General features: G+C 50.6%; 16 protein-coding genes. 13 read left to right on the forward strand and 3 right to left on the reverse strand.

Annotated features, from left to right (window positions below; all coding sequences use genetic code 11):
- The first annotated feature begins 332 nt into the window (after positions 1-332).
- From glyQ to GSO_RS01605, 11 genes are all read left to right on the forward strand, one after another.
- Positions 333-1,229, forward strand: coding sequence for a glycine--tRNA ligase subunit alpha (glyQ, locus tag GSO_RS01555; protein WP_029345495.1), 897 nt, complete (start codon positions 333-335; stop codon positions 1,227-1,229).
- Position 1,230: 1 nt separating this feature from the next.
- Positions 1,231-3,300, forward strand: coding sequence for a glycine--tRNA ligase subunit beta (gene glyS / locus GSO_RS01560; RefSeq protein WP_010488209.1), 2,070 nt, complete (start codon positions 1,231-1,233; stop codon positions 3,298-3,300).
- A gap of 195 nt (positions 3,301-3,495) precedes the next feature.
- Positions 3,496-5,265, forward strand: coding sequence for a DNA primase (dnaG, locus tag GSO_RS01565; protein ID WP_010488210.1), 1,770 nt, complete (start codon positions 3,496-3,498; stop codon positions 5,263-5,265).
- 13 nt (positions 5,266-5,278) lie between these two features.
- Positions 5,279-6,529: an RNA polymerase sigma factor RpoD gene (gene rpoD / locus GSO_RS01570; protein WP_010488212.1), complete on the forward strand. Its 1,251-nt coding sequence runs from the start codon at positions 5,279-5,281 to the stop codon at positions 6,527-6,529.
- Positions 6,530-6,678: 149 nt separating this feature from the next.
- Positions 6,679-7,389, forward strand: coding sequence for a tRNA (adenine(22)-N(1))-methyltransferase (locus tag GSO_RS01575; protein ID WP_010488214.1), 711 nt, complete (start codon positions 6,679-6,681; stop codon positions 7,387-7,389).
- Positions 7,376-8,170 (forward strand): Nif3-like dinuclear metal center hexameric protein, encoded by a 795-nt coding sequence (locus tag GSO_RS01580; RefSeq protein WP_010488216.1) that lies wholly within the window; start codon positions 7,376-7,378, stop codon positions 8,168-8,170. The genes GSO_RS01575 and GSO_RS01580 overlap by 14 nt, the downstream gene beginning before the upstream one ends.
- A 175-nt stretch (positions 8,171-8,345) precedes the next feature.
- A complete protein-coding gene (gene thmT, locus GSO_RS01585) occupies positions 8,346-8,534 on the forward strand; it encodes a 2-hydroxymuconate tautomerase (protein WP_010488218.1) in 189 nt (62 codons plus the stop codon).
- Positions 8,535-8,569: 35 nt separating this feature from the next.
- Complete coding sequence (locus tag GSO_RS01590; RefSeq protein WP_010488225.1) at positions 8,570-8,917, forward strand: metal-sulfur cluster assembly factor; 348 nt, start codon at positions 8,570-8,572, stop codon at positions 8,915-8,917.
- A 103-nt stretch (positions 8,918-9,020) separates the two neighbouring features.
- Positions 9,021-9,764, forward strand: a complete 744-nt coding sequence (locus GSO_RS01595; RefSeq protein ID WP_010488227.1) for a hypothetical protein — start codon at positions 9,021-9,023, stop codon at positions 9,762-9,764.
- A gap of 210 nt (positions 9,765-9,974) precedes the next feature.
- The gene (locus tag GSO_RS01600) at positions 9,975-10,931 is read left to right on the forward strand and encodes an ABC transporter permease (RefSeq protein ID WP_010488229.1); all 957 of its coding nucleotides are present in this window, start codon (positions 9,975-9,977) and stop codon (positions 10,929-10,931) included.
- Positions 10,918-12,249, forward strand: coding sequence for an RsmF rRNA methyltransferase first C-terminal domain-containing protein (locus GSO_RS01605; RefSeq protein WP_010488231.1), 1,332 nt, complete (start codon positions 10,918-10,920; stop codon positions 12,247-12,249). Before GSO_RS01600 ends, GSO_RS01605 begins: the two co-directional genes overlap by 14 nt.
- Before the next feature lie 88 nt (positions 12,250-12,337).
- Here the strand turns inward: GSO_RS01605 and fni are convergent, their stop codons facing one another.
- From fni to mvk, 3 genes are read right to left on the reverse strand one after another with little or no spacing between them, the layout of a single operon-like run.
- Complete coding sequence (gene fni / locus GSO_RS01610; protein WP_010488233.1) at positions 12,338-13,372, reverse strand: type 2 isopentenyl-diphosphate Delta-isomerase; 1,035 nt, start codon at positions 13,370-13,372, stop codon at positions 12,338-12,340.
- Complete coding sequence (gene mvaD / locus GSO_RS01615) at positions 13,338-14,342, reverse strand: diphosphomevalonate decarboxylase (RefSeq protein ID WP_010488239.1); 1,005 nt, start codon at positions 14,340-14,342, stop codon at positions 13,338-13,340. The genes fni and mvaD overlap by 35 nt, the downstream gene beginning before the upstream one ends.
- Before the next feature lie 7 nt (positions 14,343-14,349).
- Entirely contained in the window at positions 14,350-15,285 is a 936-nt protein-coding gene (gene mvk / locus GSO_RS01620; protein ID WP_010488240.1) for a mevalonate kinase, read from the reverse strand.
- A 123-nt stretch (positions 15,286-15,408) separates the two neighbouring features.
- Between mvk and GSO_RS01625 the strand changes: the two genes are divergently transcribed.
- Complete coding sequence (locus tag GSO_RS01625) at positions 15,409-18,948, forward strand: PD-(D/E)XK nuclease family protein (protein WP_010488241.1); 3,540 nt, start codon at positions 15,409-15,411, stop codon at positions 18,946-18,948.
- On the forward strand, positions 18,945-22,655 hold the full coding sequence (addA, locus tag GSO_RS01630) for a helicase-exonuclease AddAB subunit AddA (protein ID WP_010488242.1): 3,711 nt from the start codon (positions 18,945-18,947) through the stop codon (positions 22,653-22,655). Before GSO_RS01625 ends, addA begins: the two co-directional genes overlap by 4 nt.
- The last annotated feature ends 11 nt before the right edge of the window (positions 22,656-22,666 follow it).

The following is a 22,666-nucleotide window of genomic DNA, read 5'->3' on the forward strand; positions in this document are numbered from 1 at the left end:
GCCAGTTCACGCTCTGCTTTCAGAAAGTCGCTTGACAGCACCTACCGCGATGCTATACTTATTAAGAAAATTGAATCGGTGATGAGAAAAAGGGTCATATCGGTACTGAACTTCAGCGAGTCAGGGATAGTGTAAGCCTGGTGGCGGTCGATGTGATTGGCGTTTTCGAACCAAATGATGAAGCTGCAGGCAAGGTTTTGTAACTGCCTGAAGTAGGGTGGAACCGCGCAGAAGCGTCCCTACGCCATATCTTGGCGTAGGGACGTTTTCGTGTTTATAGAAATAGTTTCCTGAGCCAGGATCCGCTTCGATTCACCGGGAAAGAGGTTGTCATGACAACAAAAATGGACATCCAAACGATGATCCAGACCCTGCAAAAATTCTGGGGTGACAAAGGCTGCATGCTGATGCAAGCCTATGATGTAGAAAAAGGCGCCGGTACTATGAGTCCGTATACCTTTTTACGGGCAATCGGACCGGAACCTTGGAATGCCGCGTACGTGGAACCTTCACGGCGCCCGGCAGACGGTCGTTACGGCGAAAACCCAAATCGGCTGTTCCAGCATCACCAGTTTCAGGTAGTGATGAAGCCTTCGCCGGAAAATATCCAGGATTACTATCTGGATTCACTGGCCGCGCTTGGCATCGATCCGTTGGAACACGATATCCGCTTTGTTGAAGATAACTGGGAGAATCCTTCCATGGGTTGCGCCGGTGTTGGCTGGGAAGTCTGGCTTGATGGGATGGAAGTTAGCCAGTTTACGTATTTCCAGGTGGTCGGCGGTCTTGAAGTGTCGCCAGTGACGAGTGAAATTACCTATGGCGTTGAGCGTCTGGCTTCTTACATTCAAGACGTCAACAGTGTCTTTGATCTTGAATGGGGCGACGGGGTTTTGTATGGGGACATTTTCAAAGAACCTGAATATGAACACAGCAAATACGCCTTTGAAGTCAGCGACCAGAAAATGTTATTGGAATTTTTCGATGCTTATGAAAAAGAAGCATGGCGGCTGATGGATCTTGGCTTGGTTCATCCAGCTTATGATTACATTCTCAAATGCAGCCACACCTTTAACCTGCTAGACGCTCGCGGGGCTGTTTCCGTGACGGAACGAGCCGGATATATGAGTCGGATTCGCAAGATGGCACACAAGGTCGCCCGAGCATTTGTAGCTGAACGCAAAAAGCTGGGCTTCCCATTGCTGCAGCACAAAACGGAGGTGCAATAACATGACGCATGACTATCTGATCGAAATTGGCCTTGAAGACATGCCTGCCCATGTTGTCACGCCGAGTTTGAATCAATTCCACGATAAAACAGTTGCTTTTCTAAAAGCCAACCGCCTTGAACACGGGCGCATTGACCGTTACGCAACTCCGCGGCGGCTTGCTTTACTGGTTCATGATCTGGCCGCTAAACAAGCGGATGTTGAAGAAGATGTCAAAGGCCCGGCGAAGAAGATTGCCCAAGATGCAGATGGCAATTGGACGAAGGCTGCAATCGGTTTTTCACGCGGTCAGGGCATGACCCCAGACGACATTGTTTTTAAAACCGTCAAAGGGGTTGATTATGTTTACCTGCATAAAGCGATCAAGGGAAAAAGTGCCGCTGAGATTCTGCCAGGGATGCTGGATGTCATCAAGAGTCTGACCTTCCCGACGCGAATGAAGTGGGGCGCGTACGATTTTGAATACATTCGCCCGATTCACTGGCTGGTCAGTTTGCTGGATAATGAAGTTGTGCCAATGAAGTTGCTGGATGTCGAAGCCGGTCGTGTGACTCAGGGCCATCGCTTCCTCGGCAAACCTGTTTCCTTGCCGAATCCTGATGCCTATGTGTCTGCTTTAAAAGACCAGTTTGTGATTGTGGAACCAGCGGCGCGTAAGCAGCTTATTCGCGACCAAATCAAGCAAATTGCCACCGATCATCAGTGGCAAATCGATCTTGATGCCGATTTATTGGAAGAGGTCAATAATCTGGTAGAATGGCCAACCGCTTTTGCCGGTACGTTTGACAAAAAATATCTAGCCATTCCTGAAGCCGTTCTGATCACCTCAATGAAGGACAATCAGCGTTACTTTTATGCCCGCGATGCAAACGGGAAAATGGTCAATGCCTTCATCGGCGTCCGCAATGGTAACCGCGACCACTTGGCCAACGTGATTGCCGGAAATGAAAAAGTGTTGACTGCCCGTCTTGAGGATGCTGCCTTCTTTTATGCTGAAGATCAAAAGCGCAGCATTGCCGACGATGTTGAGCGCCTGAAAGCGGTCAGTTTCCACGATAAAATCAGTTCGATGTATGACAAAATGGCGCGCACAAAAGTTATTGCCGATTTGCTTGCTGACCAGTTTGGCCTCTCTGCCACAGACAAGGCTGATCTGGACCGCGCGGCATCGATTTACAAGTTTGATCTGGTCACATCAATGGTCGGTGAATTCTCTGAATTGCAAGGCATCATGGGCGAACATTATGCGCAACTGGCCGGCGAAAAACCGGCTGTTGCCCAAGCCATTGCCGAACATTACGACCCGATTGCCGCAGACGGGGCGTTGCCGCAAAGCTTGGTCGGCACCGTATTAGCCATTGCTGACAAACTGGATTCACTCATGAGCTTCTTTGCGGTTGATCTGATTCCAAGCGGTTCCAATGATCCATACGCCTTACGCCGCCAAGCATACGGCATCGTTCGCATGATCGCCGCGCACAACTGGCCATTTGCGCTGGCCAAGCTGCAGCCAGCGATTGCTCAGGCATTAGCTGCTGCAGGGAAAACAAACGGCCTTGATTTCGCCGCCCACCACCAAGCACTTAATGACTTCATCGTTGATCGTGCCAAGCAACTACTGCAAGCTGAAAAAATCCGCCACGACATCGTGGATGCGGTCACTGTTCGCAGCGACGCCGATATTGCCGGCATTTTGGATGCAGCCAAGCTGTTGACTGCCCATGCCGCGGATGATGACTTTAAAGCGGTCATGGAAGCCTTGGGACGGGTTTTGCGGATTACCGGTAACAAAACCGTTGATACTCCAGTCGATCCCGCCAAATTCGAAAATGCAACTGAAGGCCAACTGCATGAAGCAGTGACGATGACGGCTAAGACCTTCGATGCTGAACCGACCGAAGCCGATTATCAAGCACTAAAAGCCTTGGTTGATCCGATTAACGCTTATTTTGACGCCACGATGGTGATGGCTGACGACGCGGCGGTGCGGGCCAATCGCTTGGCTACTTTACAGCAACTCGCCCAGCTTATTCGCCAATTTGGGGATGTCAGTCAGGTCATTGTTAAGTAGATTTGCCTTTTTGACGAGGACGCGCTATACTGTACCTTGTATTATTATGCCGATAGACTATTGAAAAGTCGCATTTCACATGAGAAGTGCGACTTTTTACCGCTATTTCAATCGGTTCAAGTCGCGCAACAGTCAAGCGGAAGCGCCATCGCTGTTGCGCCTGTCATGGAAAGGGAGTGAGCTGATATCGCCGGAATGATTCCAGAGGCCACTGTCGATCAAGTCCTGAAGGCAGTTAACATTGCTGACTATATCGGACAATTTGTCCAGTTGCGTAAAACCGGCCAAAACCTTTTTGGCCTCTGTCCTTTTCATGAAGAGCATACGCCATCATTTTCCGTCAATGAGTCAAAACAGATTTTCCATTGCTTTTCGTGTGGGCGGGGTGGCAATGTCTTTAAGTTCGTGATGGATTATGACAATGTCACGTTTCCCGAAGCCGTTAAGAAAGTGGCCGATTTTGCCGGTATTCCGCTTAATGTGCAAATCGGTCACGCAGCACCGGTTGATCCGGAGATTGCCAAGCAGCAACACATCCTGCAAGACACTGCCGATTTATTTCATCACATTCTCGTGAACACCGAAAAAGGCGAAGCAGCACTGGCTTATTTGCATAAGCGTGGGTTGACCGATGAAACGATTGAAGAATTCCAGCTGGGTTATGCGCCGGAAGAACGCAATCTGTTGGTGGCTTTCCTGAATAACCGTAAAATCGATTATCAGGATCAACGCGCAAGTGGTTTATTTGTCGAAGATCAGGCAGGCAAACTGTTTGATCGCTTTAATGACCGCGTGATGTTTCCGTTGACAGACGGCAATGGTAAAGTGGTCGGTTTTTCCGGGCGGATCCTGCAAAATGATAAGTCGCAGGCCAAGTACCTGAATAGTCCGGAGACAAAGTTGTTTAACAAACGTGATGTCCTGTTTAACCTGCACCGCGCAAAAGCCGAGATTGGGCGCGACGGGGGACCGATTCTTTTTGAAGGGTATATGGATGTCATCGCTGCTTATCAGGCCGGCGTTAAAAACGGCATTGCGTCAATGGGTACCAGCCTGACAACCGAGCAAGTCGACATCATCAGCCATTTGAGCAAACGGTTGACAGTTTGTTACGATGGTGATGAACCCGGCCAAAGAGCCATTGAACGCGCAGTGACGATGTTAGCCGATCATCCGCGGCTGCAAACCGATGTGGTGGTTTTGTCGGATGGCATGGATCCTGATGAATATATTCGAGCCCGCGGTGCTGAAGCTTTTCAGGCGCAAGTCAAATCGGTCTTGACGCCAACCGCCTTTATGTTACAATTCTTAGCCCGCGGCGTGGATATGCATAATGATCAGGCCAAACTGACTTACCTGAATGCTGCACTTAAAATCATCGGTAAAATCAGTGATCCGGTTGCGCGAGCAGTCTATGTTAAACAGCTAGCCGAAACAACCGATGTACCGATCGCAGCGTTGAATCAAAGTTTGCCTAAACCGCAGCAATCACAACCACCCGTTGCGCGTCCCGCTGTCACGGAACAACCGGCGCGCCCGCTTGATCGGTACACGGCGGCGCAACGGCAGTTATTATATTATGTGTGGCATGATGATTTGGTGATGCAGCGGTTAAAAAATGCAACATTCGTATTTCCAACCGATTATTTCCAGACACTTTTTACCGGATGGCTGAACTTTTTGCATGAACAGCCAGACGGTGATTTGGCGGGATTTCTGGATCGGGTTGATCCCGAACTCAGCGGTGTGGCGGCGGATGTTGCCATGCAGTCATTGCCTGAAGCCACTGAGGCAACCATTGATGAGTTAATTCAGACGATCACGTCTGCCTCGACGGTGACTCGGCTGCAGGCAATCAAACAGGCGATTGTTGAAGCACAACGTTTGGGAGACAAGCAGAAACAAGGCGAGTTAACGGTGCAATATGTGAATCTCATGAAACTTTTGAAGCAACAACAAGGCTAGGGGAGGAACTTTAATGGCTGAGAAAAAAACAGCAACTGAAGTAAGCAAGACCACAAAGAAGACAACGGCTGCATCTGCCAAGAAGGCGGCAACCGATGTGAAGGCGACGGCCAAAAAGACCGCAACCAAGAAAACAACGGCCAAGAAGACTACCGCTAGCAAGACCCACACAACTACGAAGGCATATGATAGTGCTGTTAAGGCTGTGATCAAAGATTACAAGAAGAAAAAGCAGATTACCGAAGATGACCTGACCGCTAAATTGATTAAGCCGTTCGAGCTTAAGAGCAATGCAATTGATGATTTGATGCAGAAAATCGAAGACAACGGCATTGCGATCGTCGATGAAAACGGCGAACCGGCAACCATCAGCCTGAAGAAGCAAAAGAAGGTTTCCAAGAAGGAAATGAGCGACATGTCCGCACCTTCAGGGGTTAAGATTAATGACCCTGTGCGGATGTATCTGAAGGAAATCGGCCGGGTTTCCTTGCTGACGGCGGATGAAGAAGTTGCGCTGGCACTGAAAATCGAACAAGGCGATCAGGAAGCTAAACAGCGCTTGGCTGAAGCCAATTTACGGTTGGTTGTTTCAATTGCCAAGCGGTACGTCGGCCGGGGCATGCAGTTCCTGGATCTGATTCAGGAAGGTAACATGGGCCTGATGAAGGCGGTAGAAAAATTTGATTACCGCAAAGGCTTCAAGTTCTCCACGTACGCGACCTGGTGGATTCGTCAGGCGATCACCCGTGCGATTGCCGACCAAGCCCGCACCATTCGGATTCCCGTGCATATGGTTGAAACCATTAACAAGCTGATCCGGATTCAGCGGCAATTGCTTCAGGACCTTGGTCGCGAACCAACGCCTGAAGAAATCGGTGCCGAAATGGATATGCCAACTGAAAAAGTCCGCGAAATTCTTAAAATTGCCCAAGAACCCGTATCGCTTGAAACGCCAATTGGTGAAGAGGACGATTCGCATCTAGGTGATTTCATTGAAGATCAGGACGCCACCAGTCCGGAAGACCACGCCTCCTATGAACTGCTCAAGGAACAGCTGGAAAGTGTTCTCGATACTTTAACCGACCGCGAAGAAAATGTTTTGCGGTTACGCTTCGGTCTTGACGATGGCCGTACTCGGACACTGGAAGAAGTCGGCAAAGTCTTCGGTGTGACCCGCGAACGGATTCGGCAAATTGAAGCAAAGGCGCTACGGAAACTACGCCATCCAAGTCGTTCCAAACAACTTAAAGACTTTCTTGAATAATTAAATCAAGTCTGCAAAGCCGCCGTCTCTCGGTTGAGAGATAGCGGCTTTTTGCGTTCAAACCAATCGATTTTAGGCCGAATACCAGCATCTTCGCATTAGTTTGTTATAATGAAAACTGTCAATTAGATGAGGGGATCGTAAAGTTAATGGATCATATACATTTATCAAAGCGCCTGCAAACGATCAGTACGTTTATCGAACCCGGTGAACGAGTTGCGGATATCGGTACCGACCATGCTTTTTTACCAATTAAGCTTGTCCAGCGCGGCGTCATTCAATTTGCCGTCGCCAGTGATATTGGCGCTGGCCCGGTAGCAATTGCCAAACAAAACGTAGCTGCTGCGGGGTTAACCGAGCAAATCGACGTGCGCCAGGCAGACGGGTTAGCCGGAATCAAGCCGGTTGATGCCATTTCAACCATTGTCATTGCTGGCATGGGCGGGCAATTAATTACCAATATTCTAGACGCGGGCAGTACGCGAATGGACGGCACCGAAACACTGGTGTTGGCACCGAATCGCCACCAATATGATGTCCGCCGCTGGCTAGACAAGCATGGATACGGTATTATCAGCGAACAGATTGTCGAAGATGAAGGCCATATTTACGAGATGATGGCAGCTGGTAAAACCAAACCAGATGTTCCGTATTCAGAAGCAGATCTGCGCTTCGGCCCCATTTTACGCCGCCAGAAAAATCCGGTGTTTATGAAAAAAATGCATCGGGAGGCCGAAAAAACCGAAGCCGTTCTTGAGGGATTGGCAGACGCGCGAATGGTGCCACTGGCTAAGATTCGCGAACAGGAGCATATCCTGGCGCTCATTAAGGAGGAGTTAAACGCACATGACAAGCGGTAAGCAGATTATCAATCGATTCGAAGATTATGCACCTTTAAGCCTTTCATGGGAACGGGATCCCAGCGGACTGCAATTAGGCAATCCGGAACAAACAGTTAAAACGGTTTTGGTGACCCTTGATGTTCGTCCGGAAGTGGTTGAGGAAGCCGAAGCGGTGCATGCCGACATGATCTTTTCGCACCATCCGGCCATGTTTCGGCCAGTTCACAACCTCGACCTGCGGGTACCGCAAAACGCTATGTATGCCCAGATTCTGAAGGACGATTTGCTGGTTTATAGCGCTCACACGAATTTGGATCGGGTTCAGGAAGGCATGAATGACTGGCTGGCTGAAGCACTCGGTTTAGGCCAGGTCGTGCCGTTTATTAACGAAGGTGAAGGCGCTAATATGGGGCGGATCGGTCTTTTACCGGAACCAGTCCGACTTGAAGCGTTCGTTGAACAGGTCAAGGCCGCATACAACGTTAAGGGACTTCGCGTGATCGCACGCGACTTGGATCGCCAGGTTCAGCGGGTTGCCATTCTTGGTGGCGATGGCGGCGATGCCTTCAACGATGCCAAGGAAGCTGGCGCGGATGTTTTCATTACCGGTGATGTGTACTATCACACGGGCCACAACATGTTGGCAGCAGACCTGCCAGTCATCGACCCAGGCCATCACATCGAAGCCATCATGAAAGGCAAAGTAGCCGCCTTGATCAACGAATGGGCAGCGGTAGAAGGATGGGACGTCAAAGCCATTCCGTCCAAGTTATCCACGGATCCGTTTACGTTTATGTAGTCACCGTCAGATAAGCCAAAAATTCAGAGATCAATCGCTGTGTTTGTCAAATTGCCAACTAACGCCGAGAGAGCAGCATATGTTAGGTTTCGCGAAAACGTGCGCAAAACGCCTTTGCATGCTAAAATGAAACAAATTAACTTTCACCAAATGATGATTGAAGGAGCGAAATATCATGCCATTAGTCCATATTGATTTAATTGAAGGCCGCTCGCCGGAGCAATTGAAGGCGCTTGTTAAAGATGTGACTGCCGCAATTGTTAAGAATACCGGCGCCCCGGCTGAACATGTGCATATTGTTTTAAATGAAATGGCCAAAGAACATTACGCCGTTGCGGGAGTTTTGGCGGCCGATAAGGCGTAAGGTTCTGCAAGCTTTTTGGAAAGAAGGGACCGCTGATGGCAGATCATGACCAAGCCGCCACCCAGGATCAGGCATATTTTGACAAAATGAAGCAACAGATTCTTGATGCGCTGGAGACAGTGATCGATCCTGAACTGGGAATCGATTTGATTAATCTTGGGCTCATTTACGGGGTTGATCTGGATGAAGATGGCAAGTGTACCGTTGAAATGACGCTAACCACGATGGGCTGCCCATTGACGGATATGCTGGATGCTGATATTAAGCGGGCCTTGACTGCGATTGATGGGATCGAGAGCGTCGAAATCCATCTGGTTTGGTACCCGGCATGGGGCCCGGAACGGCTCAGTCGCTACGCCAAAATGGCACTGGGTATCCATTAACAGGTTGGTTGTCAAAATTAACCGTAAAAGCCGCCGTTTATGGCGGCTTTTGAGTGTTTTCCTGCATGTTTTTTACTAGTATTCATTAAATATCGAGGTTGACATGGCTTATTGGACCCGGCTGAATGAGTTAGCGCGCAAGTACACGCCCATTTTGCCACTTAAACAACAAATTACGGCAATGGATTCGTGGCAGACGGCAGTAGCGAATCATCGCCTGCCGCAACATGCCTTGCCTTGGTTAGGATTGACGACGCCGCAAATCGAACATGCTTTAGCTTTACCTGACGCGCGGTTGGCTGAGTTGCAACAACTGGATCATTTGTTGCATAATTTCCGGCGATACATTGCGTTTCATTACGGGATGTGGTCCTTTGTCCACACTGACTTCTTTAGCGTCTGGCACCGTTTATATGGTTCCCAGCGGTATTTGGAAGTCGCAGCCGGTAATGGTTACGTTAGCGCTGGGTTGCGGGCACAAGGCGATGCCACGATTACCACGGACGCGCACACTTGGGTCAAAGAAAACGTGACCGGCCAGCAACCCTTAGTCCCAGTTAAAACCGCCACCGCTAATGCTTCCTTGTTCCTATATGCCGATCAGGTTGATGCGGTGGTCATGGCGTGGAGCCCGGATAAGGATCCGAACGATGTGCGCTTTTTACATATCATGGCGCGGTCGTTTCCCGATAAACAATTATTTGTTATCGGCGAACGCAAAGGGGCCACTAACAGCCGGCTATTTTGGCAGGAAGCTCAGCAGGTGCCTGATCACCGTTTGTTTGCGTTGAATCGGGCCTTGGGTCATTTCGATGCGATTCATGAGCGGGTTTATCGGTTGCAGTAATGCTGGCTGGTGGGCTAGGGACTTTTTTGTTAGTGTATTGTTAGCTTGAAAGCAAGTTTGCTGTCGCCATAACGCGTTCGCCGGCGCAGAAGCCTGCTTGTAAGGACCTCAGTCGCAATGGCCAAGACCGGGCCATCACGCCTGAGGCCACTTACACTCCGGTTTCTAAACGCGCCGGCTCACGCTCAGCTCACCTCACAGGAGGATCTCGTGAAAAAATTATTTTTGATTGATTTTCTATGGATCGGCTTGGCGATTTTGGCTGGGTTGGTTTGGTCGCAACATGATCAAAATGAATATGCCAGCCAGCTGGATCATCTTGGTATGTCTGAAATGGCGCAGGAATATGTCACGAGCAGTTCGCGAAGTGTGACGAAGGCGGTGGCTGAGCTTGAGAAAACGGATTTTTCCGGTTACCAGGTACAGTTTGTGACGAAACAGCTGGTTTATGTGTATCAGCGTGGGTCGGTCGCGAGTCTTCCAGTGGAAACCGGGCAATGGTTTTCAACGGGGGATTTTGCCTCAAGTCTGCCCGTGGCGGTGGTCGGCCATGATTTAGCAGATAAGCTTTATACCGGCAGTAATAATCAACGTTATCTGAGTGTTAACGGCCAGTACATTCCGGTCATGGGGACAGTCGGTACGCGCAAGGGCAGCCCCCTTAACAAGGCAGTTTTCCTGAATACCTCGCCAAGTATGGCCAATGAAGGTCTGACCTTGAAGCAGGTTAAAATTTATGTCGATGGCGCCAATCAACATAGTAAGACATTGAAGACTATTTTACGGGCAAGCCGTGTCCATCGAGTTCATTTTAGCGACAGCGACGCGGCTACCTGGTGGCGCGCTTACGGACAAACCGCTTTGTTCTGTGTCTTGCTGCTAATGGGAGCGGGAATTTTAAGTCTGCTGATGGTCACATTGATCGGGCCGTTACAAACGTCCGGCTTGGAAATCAACATGCGCGCCAGATATTTACGCGGGGTTTTGTCCAGCTGTGCCAGTCATGTCGGTATCAGTCTGTTTCTCGGCGGCTTGTTTGCCAATTGGTGGTTCTACTTCACCACCCGGACCAATATCTGGAGTTTCCTGGTTATCTTAACGATCGCCACTATTATTTTCCTGCGTTACTTAATTCGCAGAAAGGATCGAACAAGTGCAACTACCTGAAGCTTTTAAAGAAAAATATACGCGGCTATTAGGTGCGGACGCGGCAGCTTTTTTAGCCAGTTTTGATGCAGAACCAGTGAGTGGCTTCCGGCGCGATCCTGCCAAACCCTGGCCGCTAGATGAAGCAACGGATGATCCTGTCCCTTGGAGTCCTTGGGGATATTATGGCAAAATTGCCGGCAATGACATTGATCACGTTGCCGGTCTCGTTTATAGCCAGGAACCCAGCGCTCAGTTTGTGGGCACGGTCGCAGCGCCGCAGACTGGTGAACGGGTGCTTGATCTTTGCGCTGCTCCTGGCGGTAAGTCGACGCAATTGGCCAGTTATCTGGGCGATACCGGCTTGCTCGTCAGCAATGAAATCAACCCGGCCCGATCCAAGGTGCTATCCGGCAATCTCGAGCGCTGGGGCAGCCAAAACATTCTGGTGACCAACAATGATCCCGACACGTTGGCGAAGGCCTGGCCGCAAACGTTTGACCGGATTTTGGTTGATTCACCGTGTTCGGGCGAAGGCATGTTTCGCAAGGATTCGGATGCGATTCAATATTGGCATCGCGATTATCCGGCCGAATGCGCTGCCAGACAGAAGCAGATTCTGCACGCGGCCGTTAAAATGCTGCAACCCGGCGGCGAACTGATTTATTCGACATGTACCTTCAGCCCTGAAGAAGATGAGCAAATCATCGCATGGTTACTGGCAAACTATGACGTGACGGTTGAGCCCATCAAAACCTATCTGGGAATGGAAGCCGGGCGACCGGAATGGGCCGATGGCAACCCAGAGTTAGCCAAAACGGTGCGCTTATTTCCCCATCGGCTGCGCGGTGAAGGCCATTTTGTGGCTAAATTGCGCCTAGCTGGTGAAAAAACAGTGCACACCCCTGCAAAGGTTTCGGTCAAACCATTGGCGAAGCCGGCAGTGGATGAAGTTCATGACTTTTTCGCAACCAGCTTAAATCAGCCGTTAACCGGTCAATTCTATCGCCACGGTGACTTTTTGTCGTTGCTGCCAGCAACCATGCTGCCGTTTAACCGGGTAAAAGTGGTGCGGGCAGGGTTGGAACTTGGCAGTTTTCGCAAAAAGCGTTTCGAACCCAGCCATAGTTTAGCCACCGCATTATCGCCAAATACGTTTCAGACCGTCATTGAGGTTGATCAGGATGATTATGCCCGCTATCGCCATGGGGAAACTTTATCGGTAACCGCCACTGGTAAGCGATTTGTGTTACTCACGTTTGAACACAAACCGTTTGCGATCGGCAAATTGGTCAATGGCACCATCAAGAACTTTTATCCAAAAGGGCTGCGCGTTTAGCCATTAAACGGTATTAAAAAAGATGATCCAAGAGTTTGATTTTTGACTCCTGGATCATCTTTTTTGTCGGTCCCACTGTTGTTAAAGGTCAAATCGCCGGCAAATTGCGAGCGCGACGATAATGCTCCAGTTCGGTGCCGAGAAGGGCAGGAGCAGTTTGCAAGGCTTGCCAGTTTGTGACGCCAAGCAGCGCATAGAGTTGCCGGATTTGGTGTAGAAACTCCTGAAAATAAGCGAGCGTTGCGGCATAGCCGGTTTGGATCAAGTGATGCAACACCAGCCCGCTAATCCCGACCGCGTGAGCACCTAGTCGCTGCGCTTTAACCACATCTAGCGGCGAACGAATGCCACCAGTCGCCAGAATTGTCAGCGGCAAGCCACGGGCCTCAAGTAAGGATTCAGCCGTCGTCTGACCCCAGTCCCGCATATATCCAAAGTCCTGCTGCGGCCGGCGTGCATTTTCGATAACCGCGAAATTGGTACCGCCGCGCCCACCGACATCGACATAGCGAATGCCCAACCGTTGCAAAGTCTGCAAGTCTTCACGAATAAACCCATCACCGACTTCTTTTGCCACCACCGGAACGGAGACTCCCGCTGCAATCGCCTGAATGTTGTCCTGCCATAAAAAGTCGCGATCACCTTCAGGCATAATAACTTCCTGCGCCGCGTTCAAATGCACCTCCAGCGCATTCGCGTGCAACATGGCCACTGCCTTTTTGGCCGCGTGTACATCATGACCGGCACCGATGTTAGCGAGAAGAAAGCCATCAGGATTGTGCTGCCGTAATGTCGTGAACGTTGAACTCAACTCGGGGTCATGCAAGGCGACTGACTGTGATCCACTGGCAATCGCGACACCCAACGCATTGGCTAATTGACCGAGTTGGGCATTTAATTTGCCGGTTTGTGGCGAACCGCCAGTCATCGCGTTAATATAAATCGGCCAGCGCCACCCAAAAGGTAACGGCGGCGTCAGATCAACATCAGCTAAGGCCGTTTCCGGGAGTGCACGATGAAGCAGCCGGATTTGATCAAACCCGGCATTAGCATCGACTTTGAAATATTTTTCCGCCAAGAAAACATGTTCATCCTTGCGATGTGATTGCTGACTCTGTGTCATCAAACTGCTCCTTTGTGATCACTTGGGCGTCTGGGCCAATTTGGGTGCTGAGGATGCGATCACCGAAAGCCGGCCGTAATGCGGTCATGAGCACATCCACATAGGGTGCTGTTGTGAGAATTTTGACATTAGGTCCCGCATCCATGGTGACGAAGGCCGGAGTACCGAGCCGGCGCTGTTCCTGCACCAGTTGCCAGGCGCGTAAGGTTTCTGGCAGAAAATAGGTAAATGGCGGTTCCTCAGCCATGATCGCAGCGTGCATGCGCATACTGGACAATTCTGTGAGCGCCCCGATGGTAGCAAAATCGTCTTCCGCCAACGCCGTGATCATGGGACTTATCAAGGCTTCGTTAGTCTGCACCCACGCTTGATAATAAGGACTGGTGGCAGCGGTATTGGCCATCCCGGTGCGGGAACTGACCGCTTTTTTCTGATCCGAAACGGTGACAACCAACATGCGTAACGGCAAAGTCGGTTGAATCGCCAGGGGCTCAGCAAATGAAGAGGCATCGTCAAAGCCACGATGCCAGATGACGGCACCACCAAAAATCGACCGGGTTGCTGAGCCGGATCCGCGCCGAGCCAAACGGGATAAGGCGGTCGGTGATAAGTTTAGGCCAGCAGCACGACTGGCGGCCAATGCCAGTGCAGCAAATGCCGAGGCGGAACTGGCCAAACCGGCCGCAGTCGGTACGTGGTTCAGCGAGATCACTCGAGCGCGGGCTTTAATGTCGGCTAACTTCCGAACATGATTCAAAAACCGGCTGACAGCGACTGGTGATTGTGGTTGATCGTTGAGGATAAACCGATCCTGAGTCAGTACCGGATCAAACGTTACCGCTGTATCTGTGTAAAAATCGTTCAGCGTCAGAGAAATGCTGCTCGTTGCCGGCAGCATAAGCTTCTTGTCAGCTTTACCCCAGTATTTAATGAGCGCAATATTCGTATGCGCACGTGCGTAAGTTGTCATAGGTGCCTCATTTCGTTTCAAAGTGATATTCCCAGACCTTGACCGCATTAGCTGCTTTAAGCGCCTGAATAATCGTCGGCGCCTGGTCCTCAGCAGCCAGGGCAATCATGCAGCCGCCCATGCCGGAGCCGGTTAATTTGGCCCCATATGCACCATGATCGATGGCGACATTAATCAATCGATCCAGCTCCGGACTGCTGACGCCAAGCGCGGCCAAATCAGCCTGATCGCGGTTCAAAAGTTGGCCTAACGTGATGATATCATCCTGCGCCAAAGCTAATGCTGCCTGGCGAACCGCGGTGCCGATGTCCGTAATAAGCGGTCGATAAACTTTAGGTGCCTGTTTAAGCTTCTGCGCGACAAGATCGACCGCGACTTTGGTTTGACCCGCAATGCCGGTATCGGCAATGAGCAAAACACCATTTCGCGGCATCATGATTGACCGCAATGATTTGCCACGAACAAACCACTGCGGCTTTTCGGCACTGGCCGTTGCTGCGTCCAAACCACTGGGATTGCCATGTAGCGCTTTTTCGGAAATATCGGCCCAGTTCAACAACGCCGTGCGCGTTAACGACGTCTGAAACGCATCGTAAAAGGCCCGCACGACCGCCACCGCAGTTGCAGCTGACGATCCCATTCCCCGTTCGGATGGCAAAGCACTGGTAATGGTAAGGTGAAAGCCCTGCTCAGTAGCATCGAAGAACACAAGCAACCGGCGAATCAGCATGGCGATGCCGGCAAAGTTGGTCAGCTCGCCAGCATTCAAATCACCGGTAAAAAAAGCAGACGTAACTTCTTGGCGACCATCAGGCAGCGGTGCCACCCGCGCCGACAAGCCGATACTTTTGACTGGAAGCGCAATAGCCGGTTCCCCATAAACGACCGCGTGCTCCCCGATAAGAATAATTTTTGCGTAACTTTTACCCGTCCCGATTTCCATATAAACACCTCATTAATATTCTTTACTTATGATAGCGCAAACCCCGATCGGACACTACTTAGTTATGCTAGACTAAAGCATAAGTCATCATCACCACTGATTGAAACGTTGAGGAGGCACAGCATGGGGCTGCAGTTTATTTTAGGTGACGCAACGAGGGATCATGCGCAAACTATGGCAACCATGATCCAGGAGCAACTCGCTGCGGATCCGCAAAATCAGATTTTCTTTTTAGTGCCAAACCATATTAAATTTGAAGCAGAAATCGATCTTCTCAAACGCTTGCGCCAATTGCAACAAGGTGAGGCGAATGCGTACGCTCAGAGTCGGGTGCAAGTACTGTCATTTTCGCGTCTGGCCTGGTTTTATTTGAAAAACACGCCACTTTATCAACAACCACGGCTTGATCAGGCAAGCAATACCATGTTGGTGGCCAAAATTCTGGCTGATCGGCAAGACGACTTGACCATTTATGCCGGTGAAGCGCAACACACCGGTTTCGTGACGCAACTTGCCGATCAATTAAGCGAGTTGATGATCGGCCGAATTACTGCCGAAGATTTGATGCATACGGTATCGGCCTTGGCTCCCGGTAATCGGCATCGCGCGAAGTTGCGTGACTTAGGGATCATCCTTGACCAATATGAAGCAGAAATCGGCCCTTATGCCACAACTGCAAGTTTACTGAGTGGCTTGCAGCAAGCCATGCGCACGCAGGATCTAAGCCATACGTTTATCTATCTCAATCATTTTAACGTGTTTTCTGCTTCTGAGTCTGCGTTAGTCGAAACCATGCTCGAAACGGCCGCCGAGGTAACGCTCGGGTTAGTGTTGAATAAGCCATATCCGCTTAATCCGCCAGTTGCTCCGAACTTATTTTTACCCGCCGGTCGACTTTACCAACGGCTTTATCAAAAAGCGAAAACGCTGCAAGTTCCGATTCGTCCGGATCGCTTTGCGGCACCGCGTCAAATCAGTCGCGGTATGCAACAAGTTGCAAATTGGTGGGAGGCCAATACTGACTTGCAACCATCAACAGCTCCGACTTCTGAAACCGCTGAGCAAATTCATCTGGCCATCGCGACCGATCCGTATCAGGAACTGCGGCATGTGGCTCAGCACATTTATCGCGCAGTTCGGCATGGTGCCCGCTATCGTGATTTCCTGATTTTAGCACGACGATTGGAACCCTATGCAACCGTCATTCCGGCAATTTTTGCCGAATTTTCGATCCCGCAGTTTACCGATTTGCAACGGCCGATGAAGGACCATCCGCTAGTTGTCTTGATGGAAAGTCTATTTGCGATTCAAAAACACGATTACCAGTATCAGGATGTCATGCGTCTGCTGCACACAGAACTATTGCTGCCGGAAGGGATGACACTGGCCGAATTTCGGGATGCGGTGGACACAACGGATAACCACCTGGTACGGACGGGCATTGCCGGGAAGCAGCGCTGGACGCAGGCAGCGGCATGGCGTTATTTTCAACGTAATCCCGACGCCGATGACCCGCAGATGGATCCTGAAGCGGTCAAAACCGCGCAAATCAATGCCATTAAAACGTTGATCGCCCAAACCGTGCCAACGTTGCTAAAACAATGGCAGACCGCCAAAACCGGAGCGGAGGCGGCAAGCGACCTGTATCGCTGGTTGGACGCAAATGGCGTTGTTGATCAACTACGCGCTTGGCGGCAAACTGCCAGTGACGAAGGTGATCTGACCCGCAGCCGTGCCCATGAGCAGGCGTGGACCACTTTTACTGCATTATTGGACGACTATGTCACCATTTTGGGCAGTGCCAAATTTGACCGGGAGCAGTTTCACGAATTGCTCGCGGCTGGGTTTGCGAGTGCCACGTATACCCAGATTCCGGCGACGCTTGACGCGGTTGTCATTTCCGAAACCGGTTTGGTGCGGTTAGCGAAGGCAAAACACGTTTTCGTCATTGGCGCAACCAACACGGCCATGCCGGATGTTCCGACCGATGATGGCGTGTTGAACAGTGAGGAGCGCCAATTGTTGGCTGCCCAGTTGCCGGATGATCGCTTCCTGCCTGAACAGGGCCCGGCAACGACTTTAGGCGATCCGTTTATCAACTATCTTGGTTTTATGGCAGCGTCAGACGAATTGACGTTGAGCTATCCGGTTCAAAATGCCCAGGAAAACAACGAAAATCAGGCCTCACCTTATTTTCAGCAAATGGGGAATGCACTGCACCTAACGCCAACCGCTTGGGCGCCGGTTTCGCTGACAACGCCAGTCGAAACCGTTTTAGGCAGTCCGCGGGCAATGTTGAGCGACTTTGTCCGGGCCGCCGGTGATGCCCAACAACAAAAATTGCCGTTGGGGAAAGCGTGGCAAAACGTTTTGGCGGCGTTAAAACAAACCGCTTTGGCAACGTTATCCCGCCGCCTCTCTGGTAGTCTCACTTATCAGAATGATCCGGGACACCTTGATCCGGATTTAGCTATCCAACTTTACGGGCGGGACATGAATGTCTCGGTTTCCCGGCTTGAAACTTACTATCTGAACCACTTTGAATATTTTCTCAAGTACGGCTTGCTCCTGCAACCGCGTCCGGAGTTTGAACTTTCACCAGCCGACACGGGCAGTCTGTTCCATGCGGTGCTGGATCGGTATTTGACCCAACTACGCGAAGAACATATGACATTGGCAGATGTTGACCCATCTGCTATCAGCGCCGCCGTTCCGCCGCTTGTTGAAGACATTGCCAGTCAGCCGGGTTATGAAATTCTCGGCAGTACGCATCGCATGCTCTATCTGACCAGACGTTTAAGCCAGCTACTGATCCAAGTACTGGTTAACATGCGCCAGCAACAACAACGCAGCGGTTTTCGTCCGATGCGCACCGAATTGCAATTTGGCCGGATCGGGGACACCAAAGGCTTACCGGGATTATCCTGGCCGTTGCCGCATGGTGGGCGCGTCAACGTCCGCGGCAAAATCGACCGCTTAGATGTTTATCGCGAACCGGATGCGCGCCGCTTTATCATTGTTGACTATAAGAGTACCCAGCATCGGTTTAATGACAGTGATGCCTATTACGGAATTGCCTTGCAAATGCTGACGTACATTGAAGCCATGACAAACGTTCCTGTCGACCCGCCGTTTGTAGCGGCCGGCGCACTGTATTTCCATCTTCAGGATCCAACGCTTCAATACACGCCGACTTTGGAACCGGTCATTGAGCGGCTCAAGAAATTCAAATATTTGGGTTTTCTGGTTGCCAATCATGGTGACGAACTCACCGCGGTTGATCGTACGATTTCACCGGAAAGTGGCGGCGCCAGCGAGGTTGCTCCGTTAGGGTTTAAAAAAGATGGCAGCTTCAACCGTAGCCAGTCGAATATTTTAACGCCGGATGATTTACGCGCCTACTTGGCACACAATCAAGCGCTGATCATCGATGCGGCCACTCAGATTCTCTCCGGCAATATTGACCTGACGCCATTCCAATACGGTCAATCCTCAGAAGTCGTCAGCCGCAGTGATTACCAAAGCATCATGCTTTTTGATCCGGCAACCGGTTTTGACCATTATCACCATGTTCCTAAATTAAAACGGAAAGATGTCATCAACCGCCTCACAACGGACCCTAAGCAGACGCCAGATTCTAAAAAGGAGACACCGCAATCATGACAAAATTTACTTCGTCTCAACAAGCAGCGATTGAGCATCATGGCCATGATGTGCTGGTTTCTGCTTCTGCCGGCAGCGGCAAAACAACGGTGTTAGTTGAACGGATTATCCAAAAGATCCTCAAACAGCATGCCGATATCACCAGAATGTTGATCGTCACTTTTACCCGCGCAGCAACCGCCGAAATGCGGACCAAAATTCAATCGGCGTTAAAGCAGACCCTGACGCAAAAACGGCATGAACTTAATGCAGAGGACCGCCGCCATTTAGCCAATCAGATTGCGATGGTGAATGCGGCCAAAATCAGTACTTTGGATGCTTTTAGCCTGCAGATTGTCCAAACTTATTATTACGTCATCGATCTCGATCCTGGTTTTCGGTTACTCACGGATGAAACAGAACGTTACATGTTGCAGGAACGCGTGTGGAATGACTTACGCGAGCAATTCTATGCTGGTGACGATGCCGCGGCTTTTGAACAGTTAACGGCTAATTTTAGCGGTGACCGGGATGATAGTGGCCTCCAGGATTTGATGTTTGAGCTAATGCGTCAAGCAGCGGCGACGACCGATCCTGAAGCCTATTTGCGGCAATTAGCCGAACCGTATGCACCCGAGGCATGGGAGCAAACCTTCAACACCCAAATCTGGCCGCGGATGAAACAGAAATTACTGCAAATGACCACGGATCTCACCCAAGCAGCAGCGCTGGCCGATCAATTACCCAATCCGATCTGGCATCGCCAAATCGAAGCTGATCTAGCGCCACTGCAACATTTATTGGAAAATGCTGCCCCGGCTTATGACACTGTCCGCAACGTCTTGGTTGATCATCAATTTGCAAAATGGTCGGGCGTTAGGAAGGGGCTGGATGACAACGATCAGGCGACCAAAAAGGAGGCGAAACAATTACGTGACGCGGCCAAAACCACGTGGCAAAAACAAGTCGCGCCGGAATTTGCGCTGACAGGTGAACAAATCAAGGATCTGCTGCAAACGGTTCAGCCAATGATACAAATGCTGACAAAAGTAGCGCTACAGTTTTTGGCGGCCTTAACCGCTGAAAAAGCAGATCGTCATGTCCAGGATTATAGCGACATCGCTCACAACGCATTACGAATTCTGCAGCAGCAAGATCCCCAAACCGGCGCGCCGATTGCCGAGAATTATCGTGCTAGCTTCGATGAAGTGATGGTGGACGAATATCAGGATATCAGCCCGCTGCAGGAGGCATTACTAGCAGCTGTCAGCACGACTAACCCAGGCGACAGATTTATGGTGGGAGACGTCAAGCAAAGCATCTATGGCTTTCGATTAGCCGATCCGCAACTCTTCATTCACAAATATCAGTCTTTCGCCGATCAACCTAGTGATCCTGCCGCTCCCGAACGGATTATTTTGGCAGAGAACTTCCGCTCAACCAAGAACGTGCTGGCATTCACCAATCTTATTTTCAGCCAGATCATGGATCCCGAGGTAGGGGACTTAAGCTACGATGATCGCGCCGCTTTGAAGTATGGGGCTGTTGATTACAGCGAATGCCATCCGGCGGTCAAAATGCTGTTATACAGCAAGGCCACCTCAGATGAGGATGACGAGAGTACTGATGCACCTGATTTGCCTGAAAGTGAAGACGATGATGAACCTTTAGATGTCGCGACCGGTCAAACCCAAATGGTCATTGCCGAAATTCAGCGGTTGGTCGAGGATCCGGAAGCGAAGTTATGGGATCGGGCGAATCAAACTTACCGCCGTATCCATTATCGTGACATCACCTTGTTAACCCGCCAAACCACGCAAAACAGTCTGATCCAGACACAGTTTGCTGCAGCCGGCGTGCCGCTGTTCGTGGCAGATACGAAGAATTTCTTTAAAACCACTGAATTGATGGTCATGCTTGCGTTGCTTAAGATTATTGACAACCCTAAACAGGATATTCCATTAGTTGCCGTGTTGCGTTCGCCGATTGTCGGACTGTCAGCGGATCAACTAGCGCTCATTCGCTTAGCAGCCAAACAGGTTCCTTACTATGATGCGGTCACTGCCTTTTTGGCTGCGACACCGTCCACGCCGCTAGCCAAGCAAACGCACGCAACACTCACACAATTTTTCCAGCAATTAAAGCATTTTCGCGACCTTGCGCGGGAAAATGATCTTGTGACCTTGCTATGGGCGATTTATCAAGAAACCGGTTTTCTCGATTATGTCGGTGGAACCCCCGGTGGCAGTCAACGTCAGGCCAATCTGCAAGTCTTGATTGATCGGGCCCAGACGTATGAGTCAGGTGGATTTAAGGGCCTGTTTGCCTTTATTCATTTCATCACGCTCATGCAGAAACAGGATCAGGACCTCACCACACCTGCCCAAGTCGATCCGGATCAAGACGCGGTTAGATTAATGACGATTCATAAAAGTAAGGGCCTCGAATTCCCGGTCGTTTTTGTGATGCAAACCAATAAACATTTTAATCGACGCGATCAACGTGGCGCGGCCATTTTGACTAAAAATGGCATCGGCGTTAAATGGCTGGATCCGGAAACCCGGGTTGAATACGAATTACCGCAGTATCAGGCCGCAAAAGCCGCCCGCCAGAATCAGACGCTTGCTGAAGAAATGCGTCTGCTGTATGTTGCCTTAACCCGAGCGCAGCAACGTCTATACGTTGTTGGCGCAACGATGAGCGGCCAGCAACTGACATCTGCCGACAAGACAGTGGCAAGGTGGGCTAAAGAAGCAGAAGGCGAAGAACTGGTGCTGGCTCCCCAAGTTCGCAGCGCGGCAACGAATTACCTGGATTGGATCGGCCCAGCATTGATTCGCCATCCCCAAGTCAAAGGTTTAGCCGAAACTACCGTAAAGCCAGCGCTCATCGGTGATTCAACCGAATTTGCCATTGAAATCGAGGTTAATCCGCAAGTTAAACCGGCGGTCACCACTACAAAATCGGCTCCGGCTGAAGCGCCGTCACTCGACTTAAGTAACTGGTTCAAGCAGCAGTATCCATTTCAGGCCGCGACCACCACTGCCGGCTTCCAAAGTGTTTCTGAAATCAAACGGGCCTTTGATGACCCGGATACGATGGAATTGGTGAGTGCCGATCGGTTTTTGGGTCCACAACTGCCATTGGGAGATCTAGCCGCACCGGCATTTCTGAGCCAATCGGCAGGTGGCGCCAGTGCGACTGCTGTCGGCACGGCTACCCATTTGTTGTTACAACTGATAGACCTGACACAACCGGTGACGCATACAAGTCTTGATGAACTACGGCGCCATCTGATAACCACGGGCGCTATCCCCAAGGAAGTAGCCGCCCGCATTGATTTATCCGCACTGGTGCGCTTTTTTGCGACTGACTTGGGTCGCCTGCTGCAAGCCAAACCGCAGCAGGTTCATCGAGAAGTGCCATTTTCCATGTTGTTGCCGGCAGATCGGTTATTCGAAGGCATGAAGGATGACCCCGGCGAAGATGTTCTGATTCACGGGATCATTGACGGTTATGTCAGTGATACCGATGGGGTGACACTTTTTGATTATAAAACGGATCACGAACCTAATCCCGATGTATTAGTCGCGCGTTATCGCGGTCAGCTGAATCTTTATGCACAGGCATTGACCCGGCTGCAACCCAACCCGGTTAATCATCGTTATCTGGTTTTGTTGCGGACCGGTACGATTGTTGATTTGGTGGCGAACCCAATCGGGAAATAGTATGATAGACG

It is taken from the genome of Lacticaseibacillus zeae DSM 20178 = KCTC 3804 (assembly GCF_000260435.1).
GTDB lineage: Bacteria > Bacillota > Bacilli > Lactobacillales > Lactobacillaceae > Lacticaseibacillus > Lacticaseibacillus zeae.

Bases quoted from the DNA above. Each gene is read 5' to 3' on its own strand.
- dnaG (WP_010488210.1), top strand. From the start codon at position 3,496: ATGATTCCAGAGGCCACTGTCGATCAAGTCCTGAAGGCAGTTAACATT.
- GSO_RS01575 (WP_010488214.1), top strand. From the start codon at position 6,679: ATGGATCATATACATTTATCAAAGCGCCTGCAAACGATCAGTACGTTT.
- glyS (WP_010488209.1), top strand. From the start codon at position 1,231: ATGACGCATGACTATCTGATCGAAATTGGCCTTGAAGACATGCCTGCC.
- GSO_RS01595 (WP_010488227.1), top strand. From the start codon at position 9,021: ATGGCTTATTGGACCCGGCTGAATGAGTTAGCGCGCAAGTACACGCCC.
- glyQ (WP_029345495.1), top strand. From the start codon at position 333: ATGACAACAAAAATGGACATCCAAACGATGATCCAGACCCTGCAAAAA.
- GSO_RS01580 (WP_010488216.1), top strand. From the start codon at position 7,376: ATGACAAGCGGTAAGCAGATTATCAATCGATTCGAAGATTATGCACCT.
- addA (WP_010488242.1), top strand. From the start codon at position 18,945: ATGACAAAATTTACTTCGTCTCAACAAGCAGCGATTGAGCATCATGGC.
- rpoD (WP_010488212.1), top strand. From the start codon at position 5,279: ATGGCTGAGAAAAAAACAGCAACTGAAGTAAGCAAGACCACAAAGAAG.
- GSO_RS01590 (WP_010488225.1), top strand. From the start codon at position 8,570: ATGGCAGATCATGACCAAGCCGCCACCCAGGATCAGGCATATTTTGAC.
- GSO_RS01625 (WP_010488241.1), top strand. From the start codon at position 15,409: ATGGGGCTGCAGTTTATTTTAGGTGACGCAACGAGGGATCATGCGCAA.
- mvk (WP_010488240.1), bottom strand. From the start codon at position 15,285: ATGGAAATCGGGACGGGTAAAAGTTACGCAAAAATTATTCTTATCGGG.
- thmT (WP_010488218.1), top strand. From the start codon at position 8,346: ATGCCATTAGTCCATATTGATTTAATTGAAGGCCGCTCGCCGGAGCAA.
- mvaD (WP_010488239.1), bottom strand. From the start codon at position 14,342: ATGACAACTTACGCACGTGCGCATACGAATATTGCGCTCATTAAATAC.
- fni (WP_010488233.1), bottom strand. From the start codon at position 13,372: ATGACACAGAGTCAGCAATCACATCGCAAGGATGAACATGTTTTCTTG.